The organism is Halocatena halophila, from assembly GCA_027563145.1.
In the GTDB taxonomy this organism is placed as follows: domain Archaea; phylum Halobacteriota; class Halobacteria; order Halobacteriales; family Haloarculaceae; genus Halocatena; species Halocatena halophila.
Genome location: CP071307.1, coordinates 527,313 through 550,764 on the forward strand (window position 1 = coordinate 527,313; position 23,452 = coordinate 550,764).

A 23,452-nucleotide genomic window follows, 5' to 3' on the forward strand; every position below is an offset into this window, starting at 1 on the left:
CGTATTATTCGAGATAGATGTGTTCGATGTCGATCGTGCTGGCACCGCCCTGCCAGAAGTTAAAGCGAAGCGACCCAGACGATGCCGACGTGTCGACGCCAGCCGCCTCGAGATCGACCGCGACGTTCGAGAGCTCCGTGGTGATCGAATCGTCGGTGACGTTCGCGAGCAGCGTCCGGACGCCGCCCATATCGAAGAGAATGTCACTCTCTTCGCCCCCGTTCGCACCGCGGACGCGGATGACGAGCGTGGTGTAATCGGGTATCGTCTGGTTGATCTGGCTCTGGAACCAGCCGCCGTTGTCGTACTCAAGGGTAAGTGTGCCGCCGGATTCGGTGCCACCGCCGTTGACGAACGATCCAGCGCCACACCACTCACCGAGATCGTTGTTGTTACTTGCCCAGCCGGGGTCGCCGTCATAATCGTCGATCACGAGCGCGTTTGCGGGTGGTTCAGTCGTGTCATCGCCATCGTCATCGTCTGCAGGCGACGTCGTCGCGGTCACCGTTACGACACCAGATTCGTTGCCAGCGCCATCGAGTGCCGAGACACCGACCGAGTAGCTGGTATCTGAACTGAGCCCCGAAAGCGTGGCACTCGTGGTTCCGGCCGGCACGGTCTGTGTCTGTTGATCGTCAACCGTGAGAAGATACGAATCGACGCCCGTACCGCTGTCGCTGGCTGCGTCCCAGCTGACCGTCACGGAACTGGCAGTCGTCTCTGTTACAGTGAGATTCGAAGGTGGTGTCGGTGCTGTCGAGTCCTCATTGCCACCACCGCCGTCGCCGGGAATGCCGTCGTTGCGGTTCTCGTACAGGGCGGTTTTGACATCATCGCCCATCGAACCAGAACCAGTCGTGAGCGACCATTCACACGGCCGGTCTGGACAGTCCGTCGGAACGGTACCATTGTACGGATCGCCGATCGAATCGTCGGCATTATCCGCGAACGGCCGCTCGAACATCACCGGTCGCCAGACCGGATCCGCAACCCACGCCGTCCAGTGGATCGCCTCGTGGTGTTCTAACCAGTCGAGAAATGGATTTCCGAATCCCGAATCCGTACCACCGATATACTGGCCAGCACCTTCTTCCCAGCCGAACTCCGTGACGAACAGCGGAGCCTGCTCGTAGACGCCGGCGACGCCCTCGCCGTTGTTCGTAGCATCCTCCCAGTCGTTTTGCTGACTGGAGTTGTGCCCGGGATAGATGTGATAGGTGTAGGCAATGTCCGAGCCGTCGAACTCCTCAACGAGTGCTCCCTCCGGACTCTGTGACCAGCTCGGCGAGCCCATCAGGATGAGATTGTCCGCATGTGAACGGATCGTATCGACCCATGGCTGAGCCATCTCCAGCCAGAGCTGCCAGATGTCTGCAACCCACTCTGTCGTGGTCGGATCGTTCCACATCCCCGGCTCCTGGGGTTCGTTGTACACCTCATAGAGCACGTGTGATTCATCCGCGTATCTGGGAGCCACAACGTCCCAGAACAGATCCACCTCGTCCTGTAGTGCCGTGTTCACTGGCCCTGATTGGCCCTCTGCCCACGATACATCACGGTGTCTGTGGTAGTCGATGATGCAGTACACCCCGCGGTCTTTACAGCGCTGGACGGCCGCATCCAGATGGTCGTCCATGTAGCTGATGAGCTCTGACTCCGTGAACGCGGGAATCGGTGGTCCAGAGCCTGGCTCGTACTCGCCGATGTCAACCGGCTGTACGGGCAACCGAATTACCCGTGGATACCAGCCGTTCGACGTGTCCGTCAGGCTGTCGATCACCTGAACCGCATTCATCCCCCTGGCCGGGGCCGTCACGTCGACTCGTTTTGGATCTGCAATGTTCAACCCGCGCAGCGTCACCCGATTGCCGTCCGGATCCCGGAGCAAATTCCCGTCTCGATGGAGCCGTGGTGTTGGTATCTCCGCCGCGCCCGCCGTCGAGACTGCACCAGCCCCGAACAGCGCAATGGATCCCGTCGCCGCCGTCGCCCGGAGAAAATCCCGACGAGACGCGCCCAGTCCCGTGCTCAGAGAGCTCGATTCCTCGGTCGTTCGATTGTTACTGTTGTCACTCATGATGGTACCCACCCATCGTCCGCTGACGTTTCCACGCTATTCTGCGTGGTACGTCATTGTATGATATACTCCAATCTATTAATTCTTACTACTATATACAGTTCGTAAAATCTGATGAGGATTGGTGAACAATTCTCGGCGACCACCGAACCGAATTAGATCATCCAGGCTGGCGTGGTCACTCTCGACCCCACGTACGGCCGTGAATGTGGCGTGCGATTCAGTCCTGAGCAGGTGTCGGGGTTATCTCACCGCTTTCGACGAGCGATTCGAGTGGATGATCTGCAATCGAGAGCGGGAGATCAATCCGTTCGCGCCGACGGACTGATTCGTAACCGGCGAACAGAATTTCGGCCGTGTTGAGGCCGATTCGCCCGGATAAATTCGACTCCGTCCCGGTTTCTAGCGCGGTGAGCATCTCGTCGATTGCCCGGGAGTGGAGCCGTGAGCCGTAGAGTTCGCTATCGGCGGGCGTGTGATGAATCGACTCGCCATCCACGTCGATCGACGACGTTTCCCCATTTTGTGTGAGTTCGAGGGTCGCTCCATCGGAGGAATCGATGGCGATGGTTCCATCAGTGCCCCGAAGCACCATCGTCGCATCGACGAGGTGACTGGCCTCGCCGGTGGCGAGCATCCCGTGGACCCCAGAATCGTACCGCCACTGGGCCCACATCTGATTTTCCTGGTGGGTGCCAAAGCGAACGTCCTCTGCTTGGTAATCGAGCTGAGCGATAACCCACTCTGCGGGACATTCGCCGACGAACATACCGGCAAGATCGACGGTGTGAGCACCGGTGTCGAAAAAATCACCCCAGCCGATTTCGATGCGCTCTAGCGTGCCGATCGCTTTGGCATCGAGCAAAGCCTTTGCCTCCGTGAACGGCTTTGCAAACCGGCGTTGGCGGTTGAATGTGAGTTGCGTTCCGGTGCGCCAGCACGCCTGGACCAGCCGCTGTGCACCCAACCAGGTGTCGGCAATCGGCTTCTCGCAGTGGATCGCCTGTACGCACTCGTGAGCTCCACACTCCGTGACGACAGCTTCGTGGGCCGACGGAGGGACGGTAACGCTGACGATTTCGGGCTCGAGCGTATCGAGCATCGATGCAGTGTCGGTAAACACCGCCTCGTCTGGGAGATCGAACTCGTCTGCAAACGCGACCGCGTGCTCCTCGATCAAATCGACACACCCCACGAGTTGACACTGGTCATTCGCTCGATACGCTTCTGCATGCCGGTATCCCATCGCGAACCCCTCCACCGTTGGAGTAGCGGGGTCGGGACCGGTTCCAATGATTGCTACTGTGTGCTGACTCATCCGCACAGTAACACAGAGTGTACCTGATAAATAGCAATTTCGTTCCAGGAATACATATTTATCATCGGAGACAAAACGCCAAACGTGAGCTCTACAGCAATTCAGTTGTACACGCTCCGAGAGATCGATCACCCGTTGCCCGTGTTGCTCGAGCGAATTGGGGAGACCACCATCGACGGCGTGGAGTTCGCTCATCGGTTTGCCGACTGCGATACTGCGGCGGTGAACAGAGTTCTCGAACGGACTGGACTCGAGGCGGTCGGTGCACACGTTGACATCGAGCGGCTTGAAACCGATCTCGAAGGCGTTATCGAGGCGTACAGTGCTGTCGGCTGTGATACGTTCGTCGTGCCATGGCTCGATCCGGAGGCGTTTACAGCCGACACGATCGAGGAGACCGCAACGCGACTTTCCACGCTTGCCCAGGACGTAGCCGACGCAGGCGCGACGCTGCACTACCACAATCACGACCACGAGCTCCGAGAGCTTGCGGGGTCGACGGCACTTGAGGTGCTCATCGAGCAAACTGATGACGCGCTGGGGTTCGAATTCGATATCGGCTGGATCGAAGCCGGTGGCAGCGATCCCGTCGAATTTCTCGAGCGGTACGGCGATCGGTGTAAACTGCTCCACGTTACCGACTGTGACAGTGAAACCGCAACCCCCGTCGAGGTCAGAACCGGCGATGTTGATATCCAGGGGTGTCTCACCGCAGCCGACAGTTCCGTTCTCGTGTATGAACACGACGAGCCGACGAATCCACTCCAGTCGCTCGAGACCGGCGCAGCCATCCTGAATCGCTAGCTCACAATCAGCAACCACCCACTTTGTTTGAGTGTATCTAACAGGATAATCCATTTCATTCCTGCTGACGCCAGCAAATGCCCGACAGACCAGTATCTAACCGATCACAAACACAAGGGCGGTACGGACACCGCCGTTTCACAGTGTCAAACGCCAGTCGGCCACGTGTTACATCCGTACTCGTGTAACGGACCGCCAATCGCGAATCACGATCGATTCACCGCTACAGATCTGGATATCGATCAATCGATTCGGATTGGCGGCGTGTTTCGACACTGGAAACTGTTATTGATAGTATCAAACGGAGTCAGTAAAAGACAGCACCGTTGTACAGAATCAAACGACTAGCTGTGTTTGGCCGTAGAATGGAACGACTGGGAGATGAAAGACGGTAACAAGAGAAATTCGACGGCTAGCAATGTCCTGGGTTGTCAACCAGTGGTAGATCCTGTGGGGATGAATCCGTGCGGACGTTTCTATCCTGTGAACACCATTTGCATCAATTGAGCAATTAGAACGACCGACGACGGCGATAACTGTAGGCGAACAGAACAACGGTCGTTCCTCCAGCAATCACGATAAGTCCAATATTTATCAGTCCAAGCCGATACGACGCCGTCCCTGGCTCTCCGAACGCCAGCGGGACGAACGAGAGCACGAGCATAAAAGAGAGAAACGCCAGCATCAGGACTCCATACGCGCGTTGCTCGTAAACGTACGCCCAGAACGAATCTACCCAGGACATAACTACTTGTTTGAGTGTAATCGTATGAATATTCGTATCTGCTACGTTGGAATATCAAGAATAGATGTTATTACCACAACATTTATTGTCCAGTGTGTCTCGTGGTTAACGTGTAACATGGTAGAGAACGACGAAAGCCGACACATGCAGTTGAATCGGCGTCGATTTATCGAATTGAGCGGTGCGGCAGGTGCGATTTCGCTTGCGGGGTGTGCGGATCTCGTTAGTAACGAAGGAGATGGGACGGACGGTGGCGGCGGTGATGGGTCGGGCGCTCGCCACGTCAGTATGACGAACAAGATCCCTGCGGAACTTCAGTGGAATAACTCGAATCCGTCTACCCGCGCGGAGATCTCCCGACGCGCCATCTTCGATCGATTCGTGGCATACAACATCAAAACCGGGGAGTTCGAGGGGTATGCAATCTCCGACTGGTCGCATGGCGGCAATACATTCGAGCTGACTGTCCGGGAGGATCTTACCTGGGAGAACGGCGACGACGTAACGGCCGAAGACGTTGCCACGCAGTTGAATCTCGGGCTCAAAACCGGCGCGTCGTATGCCGGCTACACCGAGAGCATTGAGGCGACAGATGATACGACGGTAACGTTCACCTTTAACTCCGAACTCGGTGAGCAGATCCCCAAATACGACATCCTCGCTGCTCGGTATCTCCACCAGAAAGCGAGCGAGTTCGGTAAGTTTCTCGATCAGATCGAGGAGGATGAAGAAGCCGGGCTGCAGGCGCTCACCGAGTTTGCATACTCGGAGCCGATCGCGAGTGGTCCCTGGACGATCGAGAGCAAAGACCAGCAACAGCTGTTGTTGAAAAAGCGTGACGACCACCCCGATGCTGGGAACATCAATTTTGACGAGTACGTCTTCAAATACTACGAGGATAACAACTCGGTGTATCAGGCCCTGAAAAACGACGAGATCGACTCGGCGTTCAATCTGTACGCTCCGCCTGATGTCGTGGAATCGTTCCCGGAGAACTTCATGCAGGTCCAGACGCCGGGAGCGTGGGGGTACGGGTTGGTTCCAAACCACGATCACCAGCATATGGGTGATCGCGCGGTCAGACAGGCTATTCAGTACGTGATCAACCGCAAGCAGGTCGTCAATAACGTCTCTGCGGCCTCGAAATCGGTGCCGCCATATCCAGTTGGAATCCCCTCCTCGAAGCAAGAACAGTGGATCGGAGACCACACCGACGCCTTCGACGATTACGGCGCTGATACCGCCGCGACGGAGAAAGCGACTGAAGTGCTCGAAAACGCAGGCTACGCACAACAGGACGGAAACTGGGTGGATTCAGACGGAAACGTCGTTGAGGTGCCGATCGTCGAGCCCAGTGGTTGGAACGACTGGAACGATGCGACGAAAACGATCGTCGATCAGCTCAGCTCATTTGGCTTTGCAGCGAGTTCGGAATCACGCGACTACGGAACGCTGACCGACACCGTCTGGCCGAACAGCGATTTCGCAATCACCACCGGCGGATGGCTTGATGGCGTCCCACAGGGTGTTTATCCATATTTCTCGCTTCACCACCAGTTGGTGAAAAACTCCCGTGGATTTTCGTATAACTACCCGGCAGCTGATACAACCCGCGGCGGCGACCGTGGCGACGTGACGGTGCCAGCGATGGACGGCTCTGGCGAGCAGACCATCAATCCGTCCGACCGATTGGACGAGCTCGCGGTCGCGTCTGATGAAGCGACGATCAACGAAATAACGGTCGAGCTCGCCTGGGTCACCAATCAGGATCTCCCGATGTTGCCCGTCATGGAGAAGATGGGACAGTCGTTCATCGACGCCGAAGGCGAGTGGAGCATGCCAGATGAGGGAACCGATTCACTCGGTATCCGGTATCCGAACACCTGGTTGCCACGAACGGGCGATCTGGAGTACAAGGGCTAACCGCCAGCTAGAATCAAACACGAGAACTCACCGATTACACATTCCAATTCGATGAACGAATGATCAACTACTACTTTCAACGCTCTGCCCGTGCGGTCCTGACGATCTGGGTCGTTATCACGGCTACGTTCGGGATGATTCGGCTGCTTCCCGGTGGGCCACTGGCGCAGCTAGAAGCAAAGCTCCTTCGTCAGGGCGTGCCGGCTGGGCAGGTGGATGCAATGTTGCAGACGTATCAGAACGTCCATCCAGACAAACCAATCGAAGTACAGTACATTGACTACGTTGTGGCACTGATACAGGGTGATCTCGGAACATCGATCTCGCGAAACAAACCGGTGATGACGATCATTGCAGACGCCCTGCCGTGGACCATCTTCGTCATGGTGACGGCAACGTTCCTGATCTTTGCGATCGCAATCGTCTGGGGCGCACTGATGGCCTATCGAGAGGGCGGAGCGTTCGATCTGCTGTCATCGGGGGCCTCAATTGTGCTCTCCTCGGTGCCGTTCTACGTCCTTGGTATTGCACTGATCATCGTCTTTGGCTACCAGCTCGAACTGTTGCCCACGGGCTATCGCTCGACTTCTGGTATCGATCCTGAATCGGGGCTGTTGGTGTTTATCCTCGACGCACTGGATCACGCGTATCTCCCCATTCTGTCCATGGTGCTCGCTGGTGTCGGACTACAAGCACTTGCAATGCGAGGTAACGCAATTCAGGTGCTCGGAGCTGATTACGTCCGCGTGGCCCGACTCCGTGGGCTCTCTGACCGACGAGTTGCGGTCCGATATGTGGCCAGAAACGCAATCTTGCCGATGTACACCGGCTTTCTGACACTGATTGGGTTCAATCTTGGCGGGTCAGTGATCCTCGAAGAGGTGTTCAACTACAACGGGATCGGCTACTACATGTTTCTCGGCCTCGACAATAGGGATTATCCGTTGATGATGGGAATCTTTCTCATTATCACCACGGCCCTGGTTATCTCGGTGTACATCGCAGATCTGACGTACGGACTGATCGATCCACGGATCACAACGGGTGAGTCGAATGAAACCTACTGAAACGGATGGCGGTGAGCGACCATCAATCGTCGCAACAGCCACCGGCGAGGAAGAGACCTTTTCGTTCGAGTACGATGACGATGCCGTCGAATTAACGCATCGAGAGCGAGCACGCGAGCTGTTCGATGAGCTCATCTACAAGCCCGCGATCGTCGCGTCGAAAGATCGGCGGACCGTCATCGGGGGGCTGTTGTTTTTTGGCTACCTGCTGATGGGCACCGTCGGGGTACTGGTCTATCCAGCGCCCACATCGAATCAGGTCGACAGATCAATCGCACCATTCACCACGGTGGACGCTCCACTCGGCTCGACAGCCGTTGGTGAGGACGTGCTCTCGATGATCATCCACGCAACACCCGAGATGCTTCAGATGATCTTCGCTGGGGGCATCTTCGCGACAGGCATCGCGACGCTGATCGGCACCGTCGCCGGATATAAGGGTGGGCGCATCGACCGAGCGATCACGTCGTTCTCGGATGCGGCGATGTCGATTCCTGGGTTGCCGTTGATCATGGTACTGGCAGTCGTGTTCCGGCCATCGAACCCCTTGGTGATCGGTGTGTTGCTCACGATCAACTACTGGGCCGGGTTGGGCAGGTCCATTCGGTCACAGGTGTTGACACTGCGTGAAGAGCCCTACGTCGAGGCCTCACGAACGATGGGGGTGAACACGTTCAGAATTCTCCGCAAGGACATCATCCCAAACCTGATGCCGTTCATCCTTGTCAACTTCGCCAATGCGGCCCGGTATGTGGTGTTCACATCCGTTGGACTCTACTATCTGGGAATCCTGCCGAAATCCGTCGAAAACTGGGGGCTGCAACTCGATGAGGCGTACAAAAACGCGGGCGCACTCGTTGCCGACGGAAATCTCTACCTACTCGTCTTTCCGATGATCGCGATCATGGGTATTGCGCTGTCACTGATTCTGTTGGCACAGGGTCTCGATCGCGTCTTCAATCCACGTGTCAGAACTCGACTCGCAGGGAAATCTGAATCGAACGCAGACGACGCTGAAGAGCAACGCTCCACGGAGCTGATTCATTGATGGCACAAACACACCAACCAGACGACCCGATTGCGACGCTTGAGGACGTTTCGGTCACCTACGACGACGGTACCTCGTTCGTACTCGATAACGTTTCTTTACACGTCGAACGCGGCGAGATTCTCGGAATAGTTGGCGAGAGCGGCTCTGGAAAATCGATGCTCGCATCCTCGCTGCTCGATGCGATTCCTGATCCGGGGTATCTCAGCGGCTCGATTACCTACCAGGCGGAAGAAAAAACAATCGACGTGCTCGAGCTGGGTCAATCCGAGCTACGATCGCTTCGCTGGGAGGAGATTTCGATGGTGTTCCAGGGGGCGATGAGTTCGTTCAACCCCACCATGCAGATTCGAGATCACTTCATCGAGACGATTGAGGCCCACAACGGGGGGGTCCAGGCCGGGATGGATCGGGCCCGCCAGCTCCTCTCAGATCTGTATCTCGATCCCGATCGCGTTCTTGAGAGCTATCCTCACGAGCTGAGCGGTGGAATGCAACAACGCGCACTGATCGCACTGTCACTCGTGCTTGATCCCGAACTGCTCGTGATGGACGAACCCACCGCTGCCCTGGATCTGTTGATGCAACAGTCGATTTTGTTGTTGCTGCGAGAACTCCAGGAGAAATACCAGCTGACCATGATCTTCATCACGCACGATCTGGCACTCGTTGGGGCGCTCGCAGACCGGTTGGCAGTGATGTACGCGTTCGACATCGTCGAACTCGCACCGAAACAACAGTTGCTCAGCAATCCATCGCACCCCTACACCCGGGCGCTGTTGAACTCAACGCCGAATCTGCAGGCGCCGCTGGCAGAAATGCGTCCAATCGAGGGCCAGAGCCCGGCACCGATCAACGTCCCGAGTGGCTGTTCGTACAACCCCCGGTGTCCGCTCGCCACCGAAGAGTGTCGCACGACCGATCCCGCAATGGATTCACCCGCCCCCGAACACAGCGTTGCCTGTTTCTACTGGGAGAAAGCCCAGTGGGAGATCGAACTGAACTATGCGACAGACCAGCCAGGCGGTGATCACTCATGAGTGAGGAACCTCCATTACTCGAACTCGATAGTGTTACAGTAGCGTTCGAAAACCGCCCCGGACTGTTCGAGTTCGGCGACGAATCCGAACAGGTCAGGGCCGTCGATGACGTATCGCTCACGATCGAAACAAATGATGTCGTGTCGCTCGTCGGCGAGAGCGGCTGTGGGAAGACCACGCTCGGGAAGACGGCGATTGGCCTCCAGCGTCCAACCAGCGGGACGGTACGATACCGTGGTGAGGACATCTGGGCGATCCGAGATGGGTCAGCCGAGACGACACAGAGCTGGGAGGACGTGCGTAGTTCATTACAGATCATCCATCAGGATCCGGGCAGTTCGCTCAACCCCAATCGGCGGCTCTTATCAATTCTCTCGGAGCCACTCCGGCAGGTCAGACCAGCACTCGGCGCCAGCGAGCGGCGCGAGCGGATCTACTCGCTGCTCGAACGGGTAGGAATGAATCCTGCGCCGGATTTCGCAGACCGCTATCCACACCAGCTATCAGGTGGCGAACAACAGCGTGTTGCGCTCGCACGGGCACTGTTGATGAACCCCGACGTGATCCTCGCTGATGAGGCGATCAGTGCGCTCGACGTTTCGCTCCGCGTCGAAATGATGGATCTCATGCTCGAACTGCAGGCCGTGTTCGACACGTCGTTTATTTTCATCTCACACGATCTCTCGAACGCCAGATACTTCACCCAACACGCCAGCGGAAAGATCGCGGTGATGTATCTCGGACGAATCGCCGAAATCAGCTCGGCAGAGCAGCTGATTCACAATCCACAGCACCCCTACACGTCGGTGCTTCGCTGGGCGACGCCGGATCTCGGTGGCGACGTCTCCACACCAGAGGAGATCCCAATGCGAACGATCGACGTTCCGGATCCGGTCGATCCACCAAGTGGGTGTCGGTTCCACACCCGCTGTCCAGAGGCCAGAGAGCACTGCACAGCCGTCGAGCCCGATCCACTCCCAGCAGGCGGTGCAGATGTGCGGTGTTTCCGCGTTCGTGATGGGAGTCCGTACTGGAACTCTCCACGGCTCGAAGAGGAAGAATCCTCATCGTCGTAAACGGTTTGTGTGCAGAAAGTAACACGAACCCATGGATCCGACGACCGAGCTCGACATTGGCATCGTTGGGCTGGGGACACACGGCCGACACCGAGCCCGGCTGCTCGATAACGCCGGCCAGCGAGTGTTCGGGGCCGACGCCAGCAAGGACGCTCGCAACCAGTTCGACCGCAAGTTTGAAAAGCACCACGTGACCGATCCGGAGGGGCTGTTCGAGATGGAACTCGACGGCATCATCATTGCGACACCGAATAAGTTCCACGCCCCGGCCGCGATCGAAGCGATGGAACGCGGCCATGACGTGTTCATCGAAAAGCCACTCGCACACACCCTCGAGGCCGCACGCACCATTCAACGGGTGGCAGAATCGACCGGTCGGCTCTGTATGGTCGGCTATCAGAGTCGATTTTTAAATGTGTGCAAGATTCTCAAACAGTATATTGACGAGGGATTTTTTGGTGAGATTCGCCACGTCGAAACGGCGTACCGCCGCAGAAGAGGCGTTCCAGGGCGTGGGTCGTGGTACACCGCAAAAGAAATCGCTGGTGGCGGTGCGTTGATCGACATCGGGATTCACGTGTTCGATTTGCTGTTATATTTTTTAGAAGAGACGACCGTTACAGAGATGATGGCTACGACACGGTGTGATTTTGGCTCCAGAGAGTCGTATGCGTATCTCGATATGTGGGGCGAAGACGACGATGCGAACATGTTCGATGTTGAGGATTCCGTATCAGCGTTTCTCTCATTTTCTGAGGGAACAACGGCGACGGTGGAAGTGGCGTGGGCCACGAATGCAGAATCGGCCCATCAGTATCACATCCACGGGACAGAGGCCGGCGCGTTGCTCGACATCACTGACGTGTTGAACGCTTCGACGGACGTTCACCAGTCGTTGACGTTCTATGAAGCACGCACTGGTGGGGCCCACCACTATCTCGATTCGACGGTCACGACGACACCGAACGACCCGTACGTCGCCCAGATGGAGACATTCCTCGAGGCGGTTGCGACAGGGCGAGATCCCTCGATCAACACGCTCGAGCAGGCGCTCGCGATACAGCGTCTCGTTCACAGGATCTATGCGGACAACGGTGAGCTGATCGAGTAGGGGGCCAATACTGTCAATATTGTTTCCTTTATGAGAGACTATTTGGTGCAGGTCCTGTAGCTACTGGTATGGACGAGGGTGTGTCAGACAGCAAAACGATCAAATCGGTCGAAAATGCGATTGCGATCATGGAGGTGATCGCACAGACCGATGAAATCGGCGTGACGGCACTCAGCGATCGTGTGGGACTGTCAAAGGGAACCGTTCATCATTATCTGACGACGCTATCCAATCACGATTTCGTCGAGCAGTCAGCTGGGAGATACAGACTGGGGTTGCGGTCGCTCACGTACGGTGGGATCGCCAGAGAGCGCGAGTGGGTCTACCGCGTTGGCAAAGACGGGATCGATCGACTGGCAAAATATACGGAGCAAACGGCTCGGTTGGCCGTCGAGCGCGGAGGCTACGCGGTGACGCTGTATCAATCGACAGCAGATAATGAGCCGATCGGCGACACCCATCTCGGGAGTCGCGAGCCCCTGTATGCATCGGCGACCGGCAAAGTGCTGCTGTCGGCGATGGAAGGGGATGCACGAAAACGTGTGCTCGATCGTGCTGACCGAGAGGCGAGCGCACCGCCGGATCGAGCACAGCTCACCGATGAGCTCGCCGACATCAGACGGCGTGGAATCGCGTTTGACGACGAGGACCACCACGACGGCATCCGGTGTGTTGCGACTGGGCTGGCCACCGAAGCCGACCAGCTGCTGGGTGCGATCGCAGTTAGCGCGAGCGTTGAGTCGATCGACGACGAAACGTTCTACGAAACGCTACCGCAGGAGATTCGGAACGTCGCAGGCGTGATCGAGATCAACACCACGTATCGAGGGTGGATGGATTAGCGCTCAAGCAGACTTCGAGCGCCTCAACGTGGGCTTCGAATCAGCAGATATCACATACAAAAGTAGATACCGTTCCCGAATTCCGTGCGTTGTGCCACAACGCAAGTGGTGCGTTCGATCGCCACAACAGACCGCGCGTCCGTACCGGCTACCCGGTGGCAGACGCTGTAACGGTCTCTGGCGTAAGAAGCTGAGACTCGCCGCTCGATTCCGCGACGGTAACCGGTTCGACAGCGGTCTCCTGTAATGAGGAGACAGCGTACTCATACTCACCCGGGGAAGCGTCGCTCGCAACCTGATAGGTAAACGAGAGCCGTGTCTGCTCACCACCGTCGAGGGAGACCTGTTGGACGGCAGTTGGCTGGAACGCCGCGGTCATCTTCGCTGTGCCAACATCCGACGGAGCGAATGAGCTCGTTTGTTCACTGGCCATGAAAAAGAGGAACACCGACTGTGTTCCGGTTTCATCGCCCGTGTTCGTGACCGTTGCGTTCACGGTGATCGTCTCGCCGGGTGCAGTGCTGTCTGGCCCAGTGAGATTCGACACCGCGAAGTAGGCCGGCTCGGAGCCGGCCGCTTCGACCGAAAGCTCGGCAGTAACCGCGTTGGTCTCCGACTCGACGCTGTGATTGAACGTTCCGGTCGCCTCTGAGAGCCTGTGATCGAACAGCACCGTTGTGGTTGCTCCGGCCGACAGGGTGACGTTTTTCGTCGTCACGAGTTCCCCGTCAAAATGATAGCTGACTGGACCGCTCACGGTCGAATTCCCATCGTTGCTGACCGTGGCGTTCACCCCAATCGTCGCTCCTGGCGTGGCTGTTTCCGGTGCTGAGACGTTCGTCACGCGGAGAGCCGCGGGGTCGGGCTTGTTGCCCTCAATCGTGATGGTGGTCGAGGCCATCTCATCCGCCGAGATGCCGTGTTGATACTCGCCCGGCGAGAGCGACTCCTCGACGGTGTACTCGAACGTCACCGTCGTGCTCTCGCCACCATCGAGCGTCACGGTCTGGACACCGTCGCTTGCCTCTGTGAACTGGCCGTCACTGAACGGCGTTCCCGGTGGGAAGTAGACGACCGACCGACTGACCGATTCGGTGCCGACGTTCGTAACCGTCGCCTCGACAGTGATCGTCTCTCCGTGGGTTGCGTTCGCTGGCCCCTGAAGGTCCGTGACGGTGAGATACGACCCGACCGTGAAGTTCTGTTCGACGGACTCTGTCGCGCCGAGTTCGACAAAGGAGATGTCCGTCTGGTTGTAGCCTGGCCCATTGACGCGGAGCGCGTAGGTGCCCCGGTCGAGTTCCGGAATCTCATAGGAACCGTCTTCGCCGGTCGTGACGTTGAACGCGTTTCCATCAGCATCGATGACGTGCGCGTCCGCAACCGGCGCGCCGGCCGCGTTCGTCACGTAGCCGGTGATCGTCCCCGTTTCCGGGGTAAGCTCGAAGTCGATGTCTGTCACGGACTCGTTTGGTCCGACAGTGATGATCTGTTCGGCACCGTACTCAGGTGGCCCATCGGCTACATTCACGACGTAGTAGCCTGGCTCCACCGACGCCTCGTAGGTGCCATCCGCACCAGTCGTTACCGTGGTGACGGAGCTTTTGTCATCTTCGAGACGGATCGTGACGTTCTGGATTGGATCGCCAGTATCAGCGGCGGTGACAACACCGCCGATCGTCCCGTTGCGTGGCTCAACGGAGAGATCAACCGTCGCGGTTTCGCCGGATTCGATCGCAATCGAACGTGCGGTCACCTGATACTGATCGGAGCTGACAGAAATCGTGTGGGTCCCAACAGGAACGTCATCGACCGAATACGTGCCATCGGCGTCGGTGCTGGTGGTGTAGTTGCGTGAGAGATTCTCACCGCCGACGGTTACCGTCGCGTTCTGGACCGGATCACCGGTAGCAGCCGACGTGATCATCCCACCGACGCCACCAGTCGGCGGTCGAACCGTCACCGGCTTGGAGACGGTCTCGTCGTCGGTGCTGAATACGTGTTGCCAATCTTGAGATTCTGCGACTGACGAAGGTGGGGTGTTTGTCAGGGTCACCGTCGTTGACGCACCCGGCTCAAGCGTTACGGTCTCGTTCGCTCCGTTCGACTGGCGTGAGTGTCCTGAGACCGTTGCCACATCGTTTGCCCACGTCACTGCGTTCGCCAACACTGCATCAGCTTCGGGCGTGAAATCTCCGTTTTCGACGAAATACTCCCGACCGAGGGTGCCAGCGAGCACGGTCGCCGAATCAGCATCCACACCGAGTGCGGGGCCGCCAGCCGAGGAGCCGCTCGCTGAAACGGTCGCTATCGTCTGTCCGCTGTAGTTTTCATACCAGCTGCGGTCACCGAAGTTTGCCTGGTGGATCGGGATCTGCTCACCGGGGCCACCGAGTCCCTCTAGAATCGGATGCGATTCGGTCACCGTGTAGGCTACCGGCGCGTTGCCAGCGTCTTCCTGATCAGTGCTCGCAGGATCGCCTACTGCGTTCGATCGCTCTTCGATCGCGTCGGAATCGCTCCCCCAGTTGTCGAGCCAGACGACACCAACGCCAGCGTCGTTCGTCGCATCCACGAACGCCGGAACGTCGAGCGCTGTCGGCGAGACGTCCTGCATCACGAACACGTCGTGGGAATCGATCGCCGCCGTTGCGTTCGCATCCTTGACGAGCGTGACGGTGTAGCCCTCCGGTAGCGTGGCGTTGAGCGCCGAGGCAACCTGTGGGCCATACCCCTCATCAGAGTCGACAACCGCGACGGACGGCGGTGATTCAGCGAGGGTGTACTCGACCTGCTGGGTATCTCCAGCGTTGCCTGTGTTCGTTATCGTCACGTTCACGCCGTAGGACTCGCCAGCGGTGACGTTCTCTGGGGCCTGTGTCTCCGTGATGGAGAACGCTCCGGCCCGCACAGTGATCGTCTCGGTTGCTGTATCGTCAGCCGTGGCGACGCCGTGTGTGATGGTTCCACGAAGCGACGTGACGGTGAGATCCTCGAACGTCACCTGCGTCGACGCGCCAGATTCGAGCGTCACGTTCTGTGTGGCGACTGTGACACCATCCCGCCGGTAATGGACGGCCCTGGTGTCCGGTTCGTTGCCGTCGTTGTGTACCGTCGCCGAAACAGAGTACTGTGTCCCTTGCTCGACTGCATCAGGAGCAGCAAACTCCGAGACGGCGAAGTTCGCGCCTGCGATTGTCAGCGATCCGTTCGCACTGTCGTCGGCCGACACCACCCCATGATCGTACGTTCCGGGTGCATAGTCGTTCGTTTCGAGCGAAAACGTCACCGTCGTGGATTCGCCGGGCTGGAGTTCGACCGGTGTCGTCGCGCGCTCATTCGAGTCGAATTGATAGGCGACCGTGTCGTAGACGCCTTCATCACCCGGATTCGTCACCGTTGCGGTGACAGTTGCGGTTTCGCCGTGGTCGATTGTTTCGGGCGCACTCAAATTCGAGAGCTGCAGTTGGCCGGGCGTGATGTCACCGCGGAGCTTGAGCTGTAACAGCTGGAGATCGTCGTACGTGATCGACCCATCGCGGTCGAGATCCGCGAGATTCTCGTTGAACGTCGCGTCCGAATCGAGCGTTCCGGCGAGATGCTGTTGCAGGCGCTGTACGTCCTGGACGGTGATGGACCCGCTTGCATCCACATCACCCAGCTCGTGTTCCGGAATGGTTTGGAGTTGCTGGGCGGCGGCGTACGCATCAACAATACCGGTGCCGTATCGCGTGTCGTTTCCATCGCGCGGCGAACAGCTTGGAGAACAGTCTGCCGGCTTGAACGCTGACTGATACAGCGTTCGCTTTACCTGATCGGGACCCATCTCCTCGCCGCCAATCGAAAGCAACAGCGCCGCGACGCCAGCAACGTGGGGCGTTGCCATCGACGTTCCGCTAAACGAGTCGTAGCCACCACCGGGAACCGAGCTTTTCACCTGTGCACCCGGTGCGGCGACATCCGGCGCGACGTAGCTGTCGGGCCACTCGGCTGGCGCATCGGGAAACGTCTCACTCGTATCTATCTCTGCACCGCCAGAGAACTCAGGGACTCCCAGCGCCTCGTTCGTTGCACCAACGGATATCGATTCGTAGACGGCACCTGGTGACCCAATCGTTCCTGGTCCCGAGTTGCCGATCGCGCCGACGACGAGTGAGCCTGCCGCATCGGCATTCCGAACGGCCGACACCATCGAGCCATCAGCCGGCCCACCGAGACTCATGCTGATCACATCGGCGTCGTTGGTGACCGCCCACTGCATCCCAGCAATCACTTCTACTGTCGAGCCACCACAGCCTAACAGTGACTGTTCGGTCAACACCGCACCGTGCATCAGCTCGGCATCCGGTGCAACGCCGATCCACTCGCCGCTTTCTTTACCACCGGCGACCGTCCCGCTTGTGTGCGTGCCGTGGTCGCCACAGACCGCGCTGGGCTCGCTGTCGGGGACTTGCTCACCGTCCGTGTTGAACTCTGCCCACCCACCCGGATACGTTGGATCGCTGGCGTCGTCCGTGTGCAACTCGAGATCAGGATGATCAAGCGCGATACCGCTGTCGAGAACGGCCACCTTCACGCCATCACCCTTCGTGTCGTGGGCGTCCCACACCTCGGTGGCGTTGATCTGATCCAGTCCGTAGGTCGTGTTTTGCACAGCCGACGCAGACTCGCTCGAACTCGATTTCTCGTCGGGTGCGTAGTAGCGTCGATTCGGTGAAAGTCGTTCGACACCCGAGACGGCCGCGAGCTCTTTCAGTCGAACCCTCGAGGTGTCGACCTCAAGTAACACCGTGTTTGACAGCCAGAGCTGTTGTTTCACCGTTATCGCATCCGAGTGTGATTTTGCAAACGAGATCACGGGTTGTTGGGTCCGTTCGGCGTGCTCGCGGAGCGTCGAGCTCGCATTAACTGCCGAACTCGCCCGTTTGCGTTCGATCTCTGTAACCTGTACGAGAACCTCTACCGTCCCGTTTGTGGCCTGTAACGTCTCATTGGTCGTTCCCTGCGAAGTGGCCCTCTCTTCGGAGAACGTTTGTTGTGCCGTGGCTGGCTGGGTCGCACTGTCTCCACTGGTATGACCGGAAACTGCCGGTGCAACCACTGAGAAGACCAGAACAGCCACCATTACGATCGTCCCTAACCGTTTGGTCCTTCCTGTAGTCATCGTTTGGCTAGTATTTATTTGAAATCCATTCTTGATTCAATTGGATATTATTTCTATTTGAATGTTCTTTTCAATATACAATTAATTGTGCAATAAATCCTTTGGGAAGAAAATGGATACTGGCCCATTAATTTTGTCATAGATGTACAGATATCTAGCAATCATGAACACAAATGAGAATAACTCATCGAGAATGGCGATTAATCTACAGGGTGAGAAAATGGGTTGGTACGATGACGAAGGTATTCACTCAGTCCGGTCGATTGCTGTGCCGGTTGCACGGAGGTACTCCTCAAGGAGTGTGGGGAACGCACCTGCTCGAACGTATCGAAGGCCGAACTCGTCTGCCCACGAGATGATACCACGATCCTCTGTAACGACACCAGCATCGAGTTCACGCGCGAGAACGAGCAGATCGAAATCCTCCCTGGAGTCGAGAACGCCCCGACGGAGCGCCTTTCGGTATTTATCTCGCATGTTCGAGAGAATCCGATCGGCCTCTGTCATGTATTCGCTGTCTCCACCGCTCCCTTCCGACAGTTCGGCGGGGTCAAGCTGTTCGACCTCGCGTATGGCCTGTTCGGACACACGCCGTCCCCGGTTGACTCGGTGGCTCATCTCGTCGATAAACTCATAGACGATATCGGCTGGAATGGTAACGCCGTATCGATCCGGACTCTTTCGAACGATCCACGTGTCGATCCGGGAGTGAACCGCTTCGCTGACGGAGCGGTCTCGAAGCATGCCCGCGAGTTCGTCGTGGATTGACGGTGGCATATAACAGGAGATATTGAGTTCGAGTCGGGCTGTCGTTACGAGATCCAGGAGATGGATAATCGCCGGCTCGAGCGCCTGGTCGTCATCACGGATCGCTTCCGTGATGAACAGCGAGGTGTCCAGCACGAATCGCTGGCGTGGCAGTGTACCCGGCATGAAAGGTGGTTGGGTCGCCGGCCACAAAGCGTTCAGCCTACCATTCGGATCAGCAACTCGTTGTCGTTACCGCTCGCAGATGACACCGTAATGGTGTGGTGGAACAGCTACAGTTTGGAAGGACGCAAACGGCGCGGTAGACAACCGTTCGATCGTTTCTTCGGGGGGTGTGCGCAGGTCGTGTGGTGGCCCGCGTGGCGAGCCAGCAACCTGTGTTGCTTTGGGTGGTCGATCTCTCCAGTTCAACACGATCAATCGACCCCCAGGGGTGAGCGATTCGTACGCCTGTTGGGCGAACACGGCGGGTGATTCGATGCCGTGGAACGTGTTCGCAAGGAGAACAACGTCGACCGACGCAGGCAGCAGGCGACGCAGTTCTCGTGCGTCGCCCTGGATCGTTCGGACGTTCGAGCAACCACGCCGGTCGGTGGCTGCTTCGAGTTCATCAAGCAGCTCCTGATCGATATCAATCGCGTAGACTGTCGCTGGGTCAGCGATTTCGGCTCCAGGGAGTGTGAAATAGCCGTTTCCCGCACCCACGTCGGCAATGCTCTCTCCGGGACGAATGTCGAGGGTCTCGAGGACCGCTTTGGGGTCGTCCCAGAGCACCGACCACCACTCCCAGTCGGGCTGGCGCGTGTTCTGATACCGGTCCATACCACGAACAGGGTCCCATCGGAGTTAATCCACGTGCTTTCACGACGAGAAAACCGACTCGATACCCCGGGTTTTTTGAAGGAATGTGAACAACTAGTTGCCATGTACTGGTCCCTCGACAACGAACTGCGCCGTCGGATGGCCCTGACCCTCCTCGGGCTGTTGGCGTTGACCCTGGCGTTTGCAGCCGGTATCACCGGCGTTCTGGCGTGGACAATCGGGTGGCTCGAAGGGCTGTTCGACGTCTCGATCGCGTATGAAACACAGCTCCTCCTCGGCGGCATAATAACCGTTCTGGCGGCGGTCGCCGTATTCTATCGAGCACTCAAAACGGACGCCGTCGATACGTTCGGGGCCCGGGAGATTGATCCGCACACTGAGCCACAACTGCATGCAACAGTGGCGCGGCTGTCACAGTTGGCTGACGTACCGATGCCGGGCGTGTATCGATCGTACCGTGACCGGCCGCTGGCGGTGACGACCGGACTCACGACGGATGAAACGAAGCTCGTCGTCTCGACGGGGCTGCTCGAATCACTCGATCAGTCAGAGCTTGAGGCCGTCATTGCCCACGAAATCGCCCACATCAAAAACCGCGACGCTGCGGTGATGACGCTCGTCGAACTGCCACTGTCGAGTGCCAGAGCGCTTGGAAGATCGTTTCAATATCAGACCGGGCATCTTCAACTGCTGGCCATCGGGGTGGCCTCGTACTGCTACTGGGCACTCGGTCGCTTGCTCGTCGCGTCACTCGCCAGATCACGGGAAATCGCCGCCGATCGAGGGGCTAGCGCGCTCATCGGTGATCCCGCGTCGGTGGCCAGTGCGTTACGGACACTCGACGGAACGGTTCCAAAAGCCCCAGACAGAGACGCCCGGGAGGTGGCGCTGGCATCGATGTCGATCGTTCCCGATGGAGACGACGATCCCGGACCGGCACTGACGTACTCTGGCGGCCGTCCGGCCTTCTGGTCGATTCGCCGTCAGGTGCGTCGGCCGCTCCGCTGGCTGAACGTGCGATACGTCCATCCCGCCCTGAAAACGCACCCAGAGACGACAGAACGAATCGAACGGCTACAAACAATCGAACGCGACGCGTAAGCCCATTTGGACGGTTACGAGTATCCAACCACAACCGTTTTGATCGCGTCGGTGAGGGATTGAGTATGAACGATACACCCTCAGCACATCGACCATCGAGCAGCCAACCTCCAGCGAACGAGTCCGAATGTGCTGTCGACGTGGTGATCGTTGGCGGTGGCCCGTCCGGCTGTGGCGCTGGAATCAGTACGGCCAGATACGGACTCGAGACGCTCGTCTTCGACCGAGGGAACGCATCGCTTCGACAGTGTGCGTATCTGGAGAACTTTCTTGGGTTCCCCGGTGGCATCGACGTTCCAACGTTTTACGACCTCATGCACGATCACGTTTCGTCTGCTGGCGGCGAGGTGATCGCCGATCGGGTGTGCGACGTAACTGCAATCGATTCGGGGTTTCGAGTGGACACGGATGATGATCGCACTATTACGGCTCCGTTCGTCGTGGCAACTTCCTCGTACGATGGTGGCTATCTCCGGGGACTCGACGATGATACGGAGCTGTTCGAGACACATTGCCACGACGGCGAGACACACGAGCATTTCGACAGCGAGTACGTTCGAGAACAGGGACGAACGCCAATCGATGGACTCTACGTTGCAGGCGGGCTGGCTGGTCACGGTGAACAGGCGCTGATCGCTGCTGGTCACGGCATGACCGTGGGACGTGCACTCCTCGAAGACGTTCGACGAGCCGACGGCTGGTGGGATGAAGTCGCTCCACATTACGACTGGCGCAGACGGACGGAATCGTTTCAGCACGACTTCGACGACACCGAAGCCCTCCATGAACTGTTCGATGCAACCAGACTCCCCGATGACCACAATATCGACGACAGCGTTCACGAGCGCGTTCGTGCGACAGCAATCGAGCTGTTTACAAACTCACACATCGACCGAGACACCGTCGATCAACGGATTGCAGAAGGATACGACCGACTCGTCGCACAGTTGGATCAAAGCCAACTGCTCGAACGGATCGACGATGACGTGATCGAACGCTACGTGCGTGAGTCAGATCAATAATTGAGTACCGATCGACCTGCGAGTTTTTATTCTATCCAAAATAATATCGAGAAATACAACACGTATTTACCTGATCATTCACGATGTCATTCGTGTAATGTCATCACAATACAGTGGCACAGTGATACAGCGAACTGGCGCACGAATCTCTGCGTTCGTCGAGTCGTGGATGCCGAGTCCGTTCGTGTTTGCGATCGGACTGACCTATGTGGTGTTTCTGTCAGGACTGCTCGTCGAGGGTCGGAGTCCCGTCGAAATGGTGCAGTTCTGGCAGGACGGGTTCTGGAATCTGCTTTCGTTTGGCATGCAGATGGTGTTGATCCTCGCAACGGGCTACGTGCTAGCGTATCATCCACTCGTACAGCGCGGGATCGATCGACTGACGGCTGTGCCGTCAACTGGTCCACAGGCCGTGGTGCTCGTGGGAGCGGTTTCGATGGTGGTAGCCTGGATTCAGTGGGGACTGGGCTTGATCGTTGGCGCGATTCTCGCACGGGAGATGGGTCGTCGGGCACACGAACGCCAGATTACGGTCCATTATCCCCTGCTCTGTGTTGCGGGCTACATGGGGCTGGGACTGACCTGGCATTGGGGACTCGCCGCATCTGGGCCACTCCTGATGAACACCCCAGGAAACGTCTTCATCAAGGCTGGAATTGTCGATGGCCTTGTTTCGACCTCCCAGACGATCTTTCATCCGTACACGCTGGCGCTCGTCGTCCTGGGAATAGCGTACAGTCTCGGTGTGTTGTACGTGCTAACACCACCGGAGAGCGAAAGCGAGCCAATCACGGCGTTTCTCGACGAGCCCGAGCGAAGCGCTTCTGGCGATCGGTCCCCACAGCGATCGAACGACCCGGACGATCAGTCTGAGGGCGGGTGGACAACTGGACGAGTGCTTGGTGGACTGCTCGCACTCGGTGGTGTGCTCGTGACCATCGCGACGTTCGTCACGGAGGGACTCGGGGCGCTGAACCTAGACGTGGTCAACTTCGGGATGTTGTTCGTCGGTCTCGCGCTGTATTCGGCACCACAGGCCTACCAGTCCGCGTTCGATGAAGCAATCACAGCCACATCCGGGATCGTCCTGCAGTTTCCGTTTTATGCGGGGATAATGGGCATGATGAATGCGTCCGGATTGTCAGCAACGATCGCAGACCAGCTGATTGCTATCTCGACACCAACGACGTTTCCAGCGATTGCCTGGCTCACCGCAGGCATTGTCAACGTGTTCGTTCCGTCCGGTGGCGGAGAGTGGACCGTTATCGGACCGTCGATCCTCACTGCGGCAGCCGATCTTGGCGTCCCCGTGGGACAGGCGACGGTTGCCTACGCGGTCGGCGATGCGCACACGAATCTGTTGCAGCCCTTCTGGGCACTCCCATTGCTCGGCATCACCGGAATGGCCGCCCGCGACGTTTTTGGCTACGCTGTCACCATGTTGCTCGCACTGATTCCGTTTCTCGCCGTGGCACTGATCGTGATTCCGTACTGACGGCGGCATCTTCCTCCGGAACGCACCGG

General features: G+C 57.9%; 17 protein-coding genes. 11 read left to right on the top strand and 6 right to left on the bottom strand.

Annotation, left to right across the window (positions count from 1 at the left end; genetic code table 11):
• Positions 1 to 4 precede the first annotated feature (4 nt).
• Positions 5 to 2,077: a cellulase family glycosylhydrolase gene (locus JXQ78_RS16535; protein WP_330632939.1), complete on the bottom strand. Its 2,073-nt coding sequence runs from the start codon at positions 2,075 to 2,077 to the stop codon at positions 5 to 7.
• 220 nt (positions 2,078 to 2,297) lie between these two features.
• Entirely contained in the window at positions 2,298 to 3,395 is a 1,098-nt protein-coding gene (locus tag JXQ78_RS16540; protein ID WP_330632940.1) for a Gfo/Idh/MocA family protein, read from the bottom strand.
• Positions 3,396 to 3,479: 84 nt separating this feature from the next.
• Here JXQ78_RS16540 and JXQ78_RS16545 point away from each other — a divergent pair, with 84 nt between their 5' ends.
• Entirely contained in the window at positions 3,480 to 4,199 is a 720-nt protein-coding gene (locus JXQ78_RS16545) for a sugar phosphate isomerase/epimerase family protein (RefSeq protein WP_330632941.1), read from the top strand.
• Between the two features lie 511 nt (positions 4,200 to 4,710).
• On the opposite strand, the gene JXQ78_RS16550 is transcribed toward JXQ78_RS16545, so the two are convergent.
• Positions 4,711 to 4,944, bottom strand: coding sequence for a hypothetical protein (locus JXQ78_RS16550; RefSeq protein ID WP_330632942.1), 234 nt, complete (start codon positions 4,942 to 4,944; stop codon positions 4,711 to 4,713).
• Positions 4,945 to 5,061: 117 nt separating this feature from the next.
• Between JXQ78_RS16550 and JXQ78_RS16555 the strand changes: the two genes are divergently transcribed.
• From JXQ78_RS16555 to JXQ78_RS16585, 7 genes are all read left to right on the top strand, one after another.
• The gene (locus JXQ78_RS16555) at positions 5,062 to 6,867 is read left to right on the top strand and encodes an ABC transporter substrate-binding protein (RefSeq protein ID WP_330632943.1); all 1,806 of its coding nucleotides are present in this window, start codon (positions 5,062 to 5,064) and stop codon (positions 6,865 to 6,867) included.
• A gap of 59 nt (positions 6,868 to 6,926) precedes the next feature.
• Complete coding sequence (locus tag JXQ78_RS16560) at positions 6,927 to 7,934, top strand: ABC transporter permease (protein ID WP_330632944.1); 1,008 nt, start codon at positions 6,927 to 6,929, stop codon at positions 7,932 to 7,934.
• Positions 7,921 to 8,982, top strand: coding sequence for an ABC transporter permease (locus JXQ78_RS16565; RefSeq protein WP_330632945.1), 1,062 nt, complete (start codon positions 7,921 to 7,923; stop codon positions 8,980 to 8,982). Before JXQ78_RS16560 ends, JXQ78_RS16565 begins: the two co-directional genes overlap by 14 nt.
• Positions 8,982 to 10,022, top strand: a complete 1,041-nt coding sequence (locus JXQ78_RS16570) for an ABC transporter ATP-binding protein (RefSeq protein WP_330632946.1) — start codon at positions 8,982 to 8,984, stop codon at positions 10,020 to 10,022. Before JXQ78_RS16565 ends, JXQ78_RS16570 begins: the two co-directional genes overlap by 1 nt.
• Entirely contained in the window at positions 10,019 to 11,098 is a 1,080-nt protein-coding gene (locus JXQ78_RS16575) for an ABC transporter ATP-binding protein (protein WP_330632947.1), read from the top strand. The genes JXQ78_RS16570 and JXQ78_RS16575 overlap by 4 nt, the downstream gene beginning before the upstream one ends.
• A 31-nt stretch (positions 11,099 to 11,129) precedes the next feature.
• The gene (locus JXQ78_RS16580; RefSeq protein WP_330632948.1) at positions 11,130 to 12,209 is read left to right on the top strand and encodes a Gfo/Idh/MocA family protein; all 1,080 of its coding nucleotides are present in this window, start codon (positions 11,130 to 11,132) and stop codon (positions 12,207 to 12,209) included.
• Positions 12,210 to 12,277: 68 nt separating this feature from the next.
• Positions 12,278 to 13,051, top strand: a complete 774-nt coding sequence (locus JXQ78_RS16585) for an IclR family transcriptional regulator (protein WP_330632949.1) — start codon at positions 12,278 to 12,280, stop codon at positions 13,049 to 13,051.
• 148 nt (positions 13,052 to 13,199) lie between these two features.
• Here the strand turns inward: JXQ78_RS16585 and JXQ78_RS16590 are convergent, their stop codons facing one another.
• The 3 genes from JXQ78_RS16590 to JXQ78_RS16600 all read right to left on the bottom strand — a co-directional run bounded on the left by JXQ78_RS16590 (position 13,200) and on the right by JXQ78_RS16600 (position 19,805).
• Positions 13,200 to 18,176 (bottom strand): S8 family serine peptidase, encoded by a 4,977-nt coding sequence (locus JXQ78_RS16590; RefSeq protein WP_330632950.1) that lies wholly within the window; start codon positions 18,174 to 18,176, stop codon positions 13,200 to 13,202.
• Positions 18,177 to 18,461: 285 nt separating this feature from the next.
• Complete coding sequence (locus JXQ78_RS16595; RefSeq protein WP_330632951.1) at positions 18,462 to 19,148, bottom strand: RNA ligase partner protein; 687 nt, start codon at positions 19,146 to 19,148, stop codon at positions 18,462 to 18,464.
• A gap of 66 nt (positions 19,149 to 19,214) precedes the next feature.
• Positions 19,215 to 19,805 carry a class I SAM-dependent methyltransferase gene (locus JXQ78_RS16600; protein WP_330632952.1) on the bottom strand — a complete coding sequence of 197 codons (591 nt, stop codon included), beginning with the start codon at positions 19,803 to 19,805 and terminating at the stop codon, positions 19,215 to 19,217.
• A 102-nt stretch (positions 19,806 to 19,907) separates the two neighbouring features.
• On the opposite strand from JXQ78_RS16600, the gene JXQ78_RS16605 reads away from it, so the two are divergent.
• The 3 genes from JXQ78_RS16605 to JXQ78_RS16615 all read left to right on the top strand — a co-directional run bounded on the left by JXQ78_RS16605 (position 19,908) and on the right by JXQ78_RS16615 (position 23,423).
• Complete coding sequence (locus JXQ78_RS16605; protein ID WP_330632953.1) at positions 19,908 to 20,906, top strand: M48 family metalloprotease; 999 nt, start codon at positions 19,908 to 19,910, stop codon at positions 20,904 to 20,906.
• Positions 20,907 to 20,971: 65 nt separating this feature from the next.
• Positions 20,972 to 21,928: an FAD-dependent oxidoreductase gene (locus JXQ78_RS16610; RefSeq protein WP_330632954.1), complete on the top strand. Its 957-nt coding sequence runs from the start codon at positions 20,972 to 20,974 to the stop codon at positions 21,926 to 21,928.
• Positions 21,929 to 22,025: 97 nt separating this feature from the next.
• Positions 22,026 to 23,423, top strand: a complete 1,398-nt coding sequence (locus tag JXQ78_RS16615) for a short-chain fatty acid transporter (RefSeq protein WP_330632955.1) — start codon at positions 22,026 to 22,028, stop codon at positions 23,421 to 23,423.
• Positions 23,424 to 23,452 lie beyond the last annotated feature (29 nt).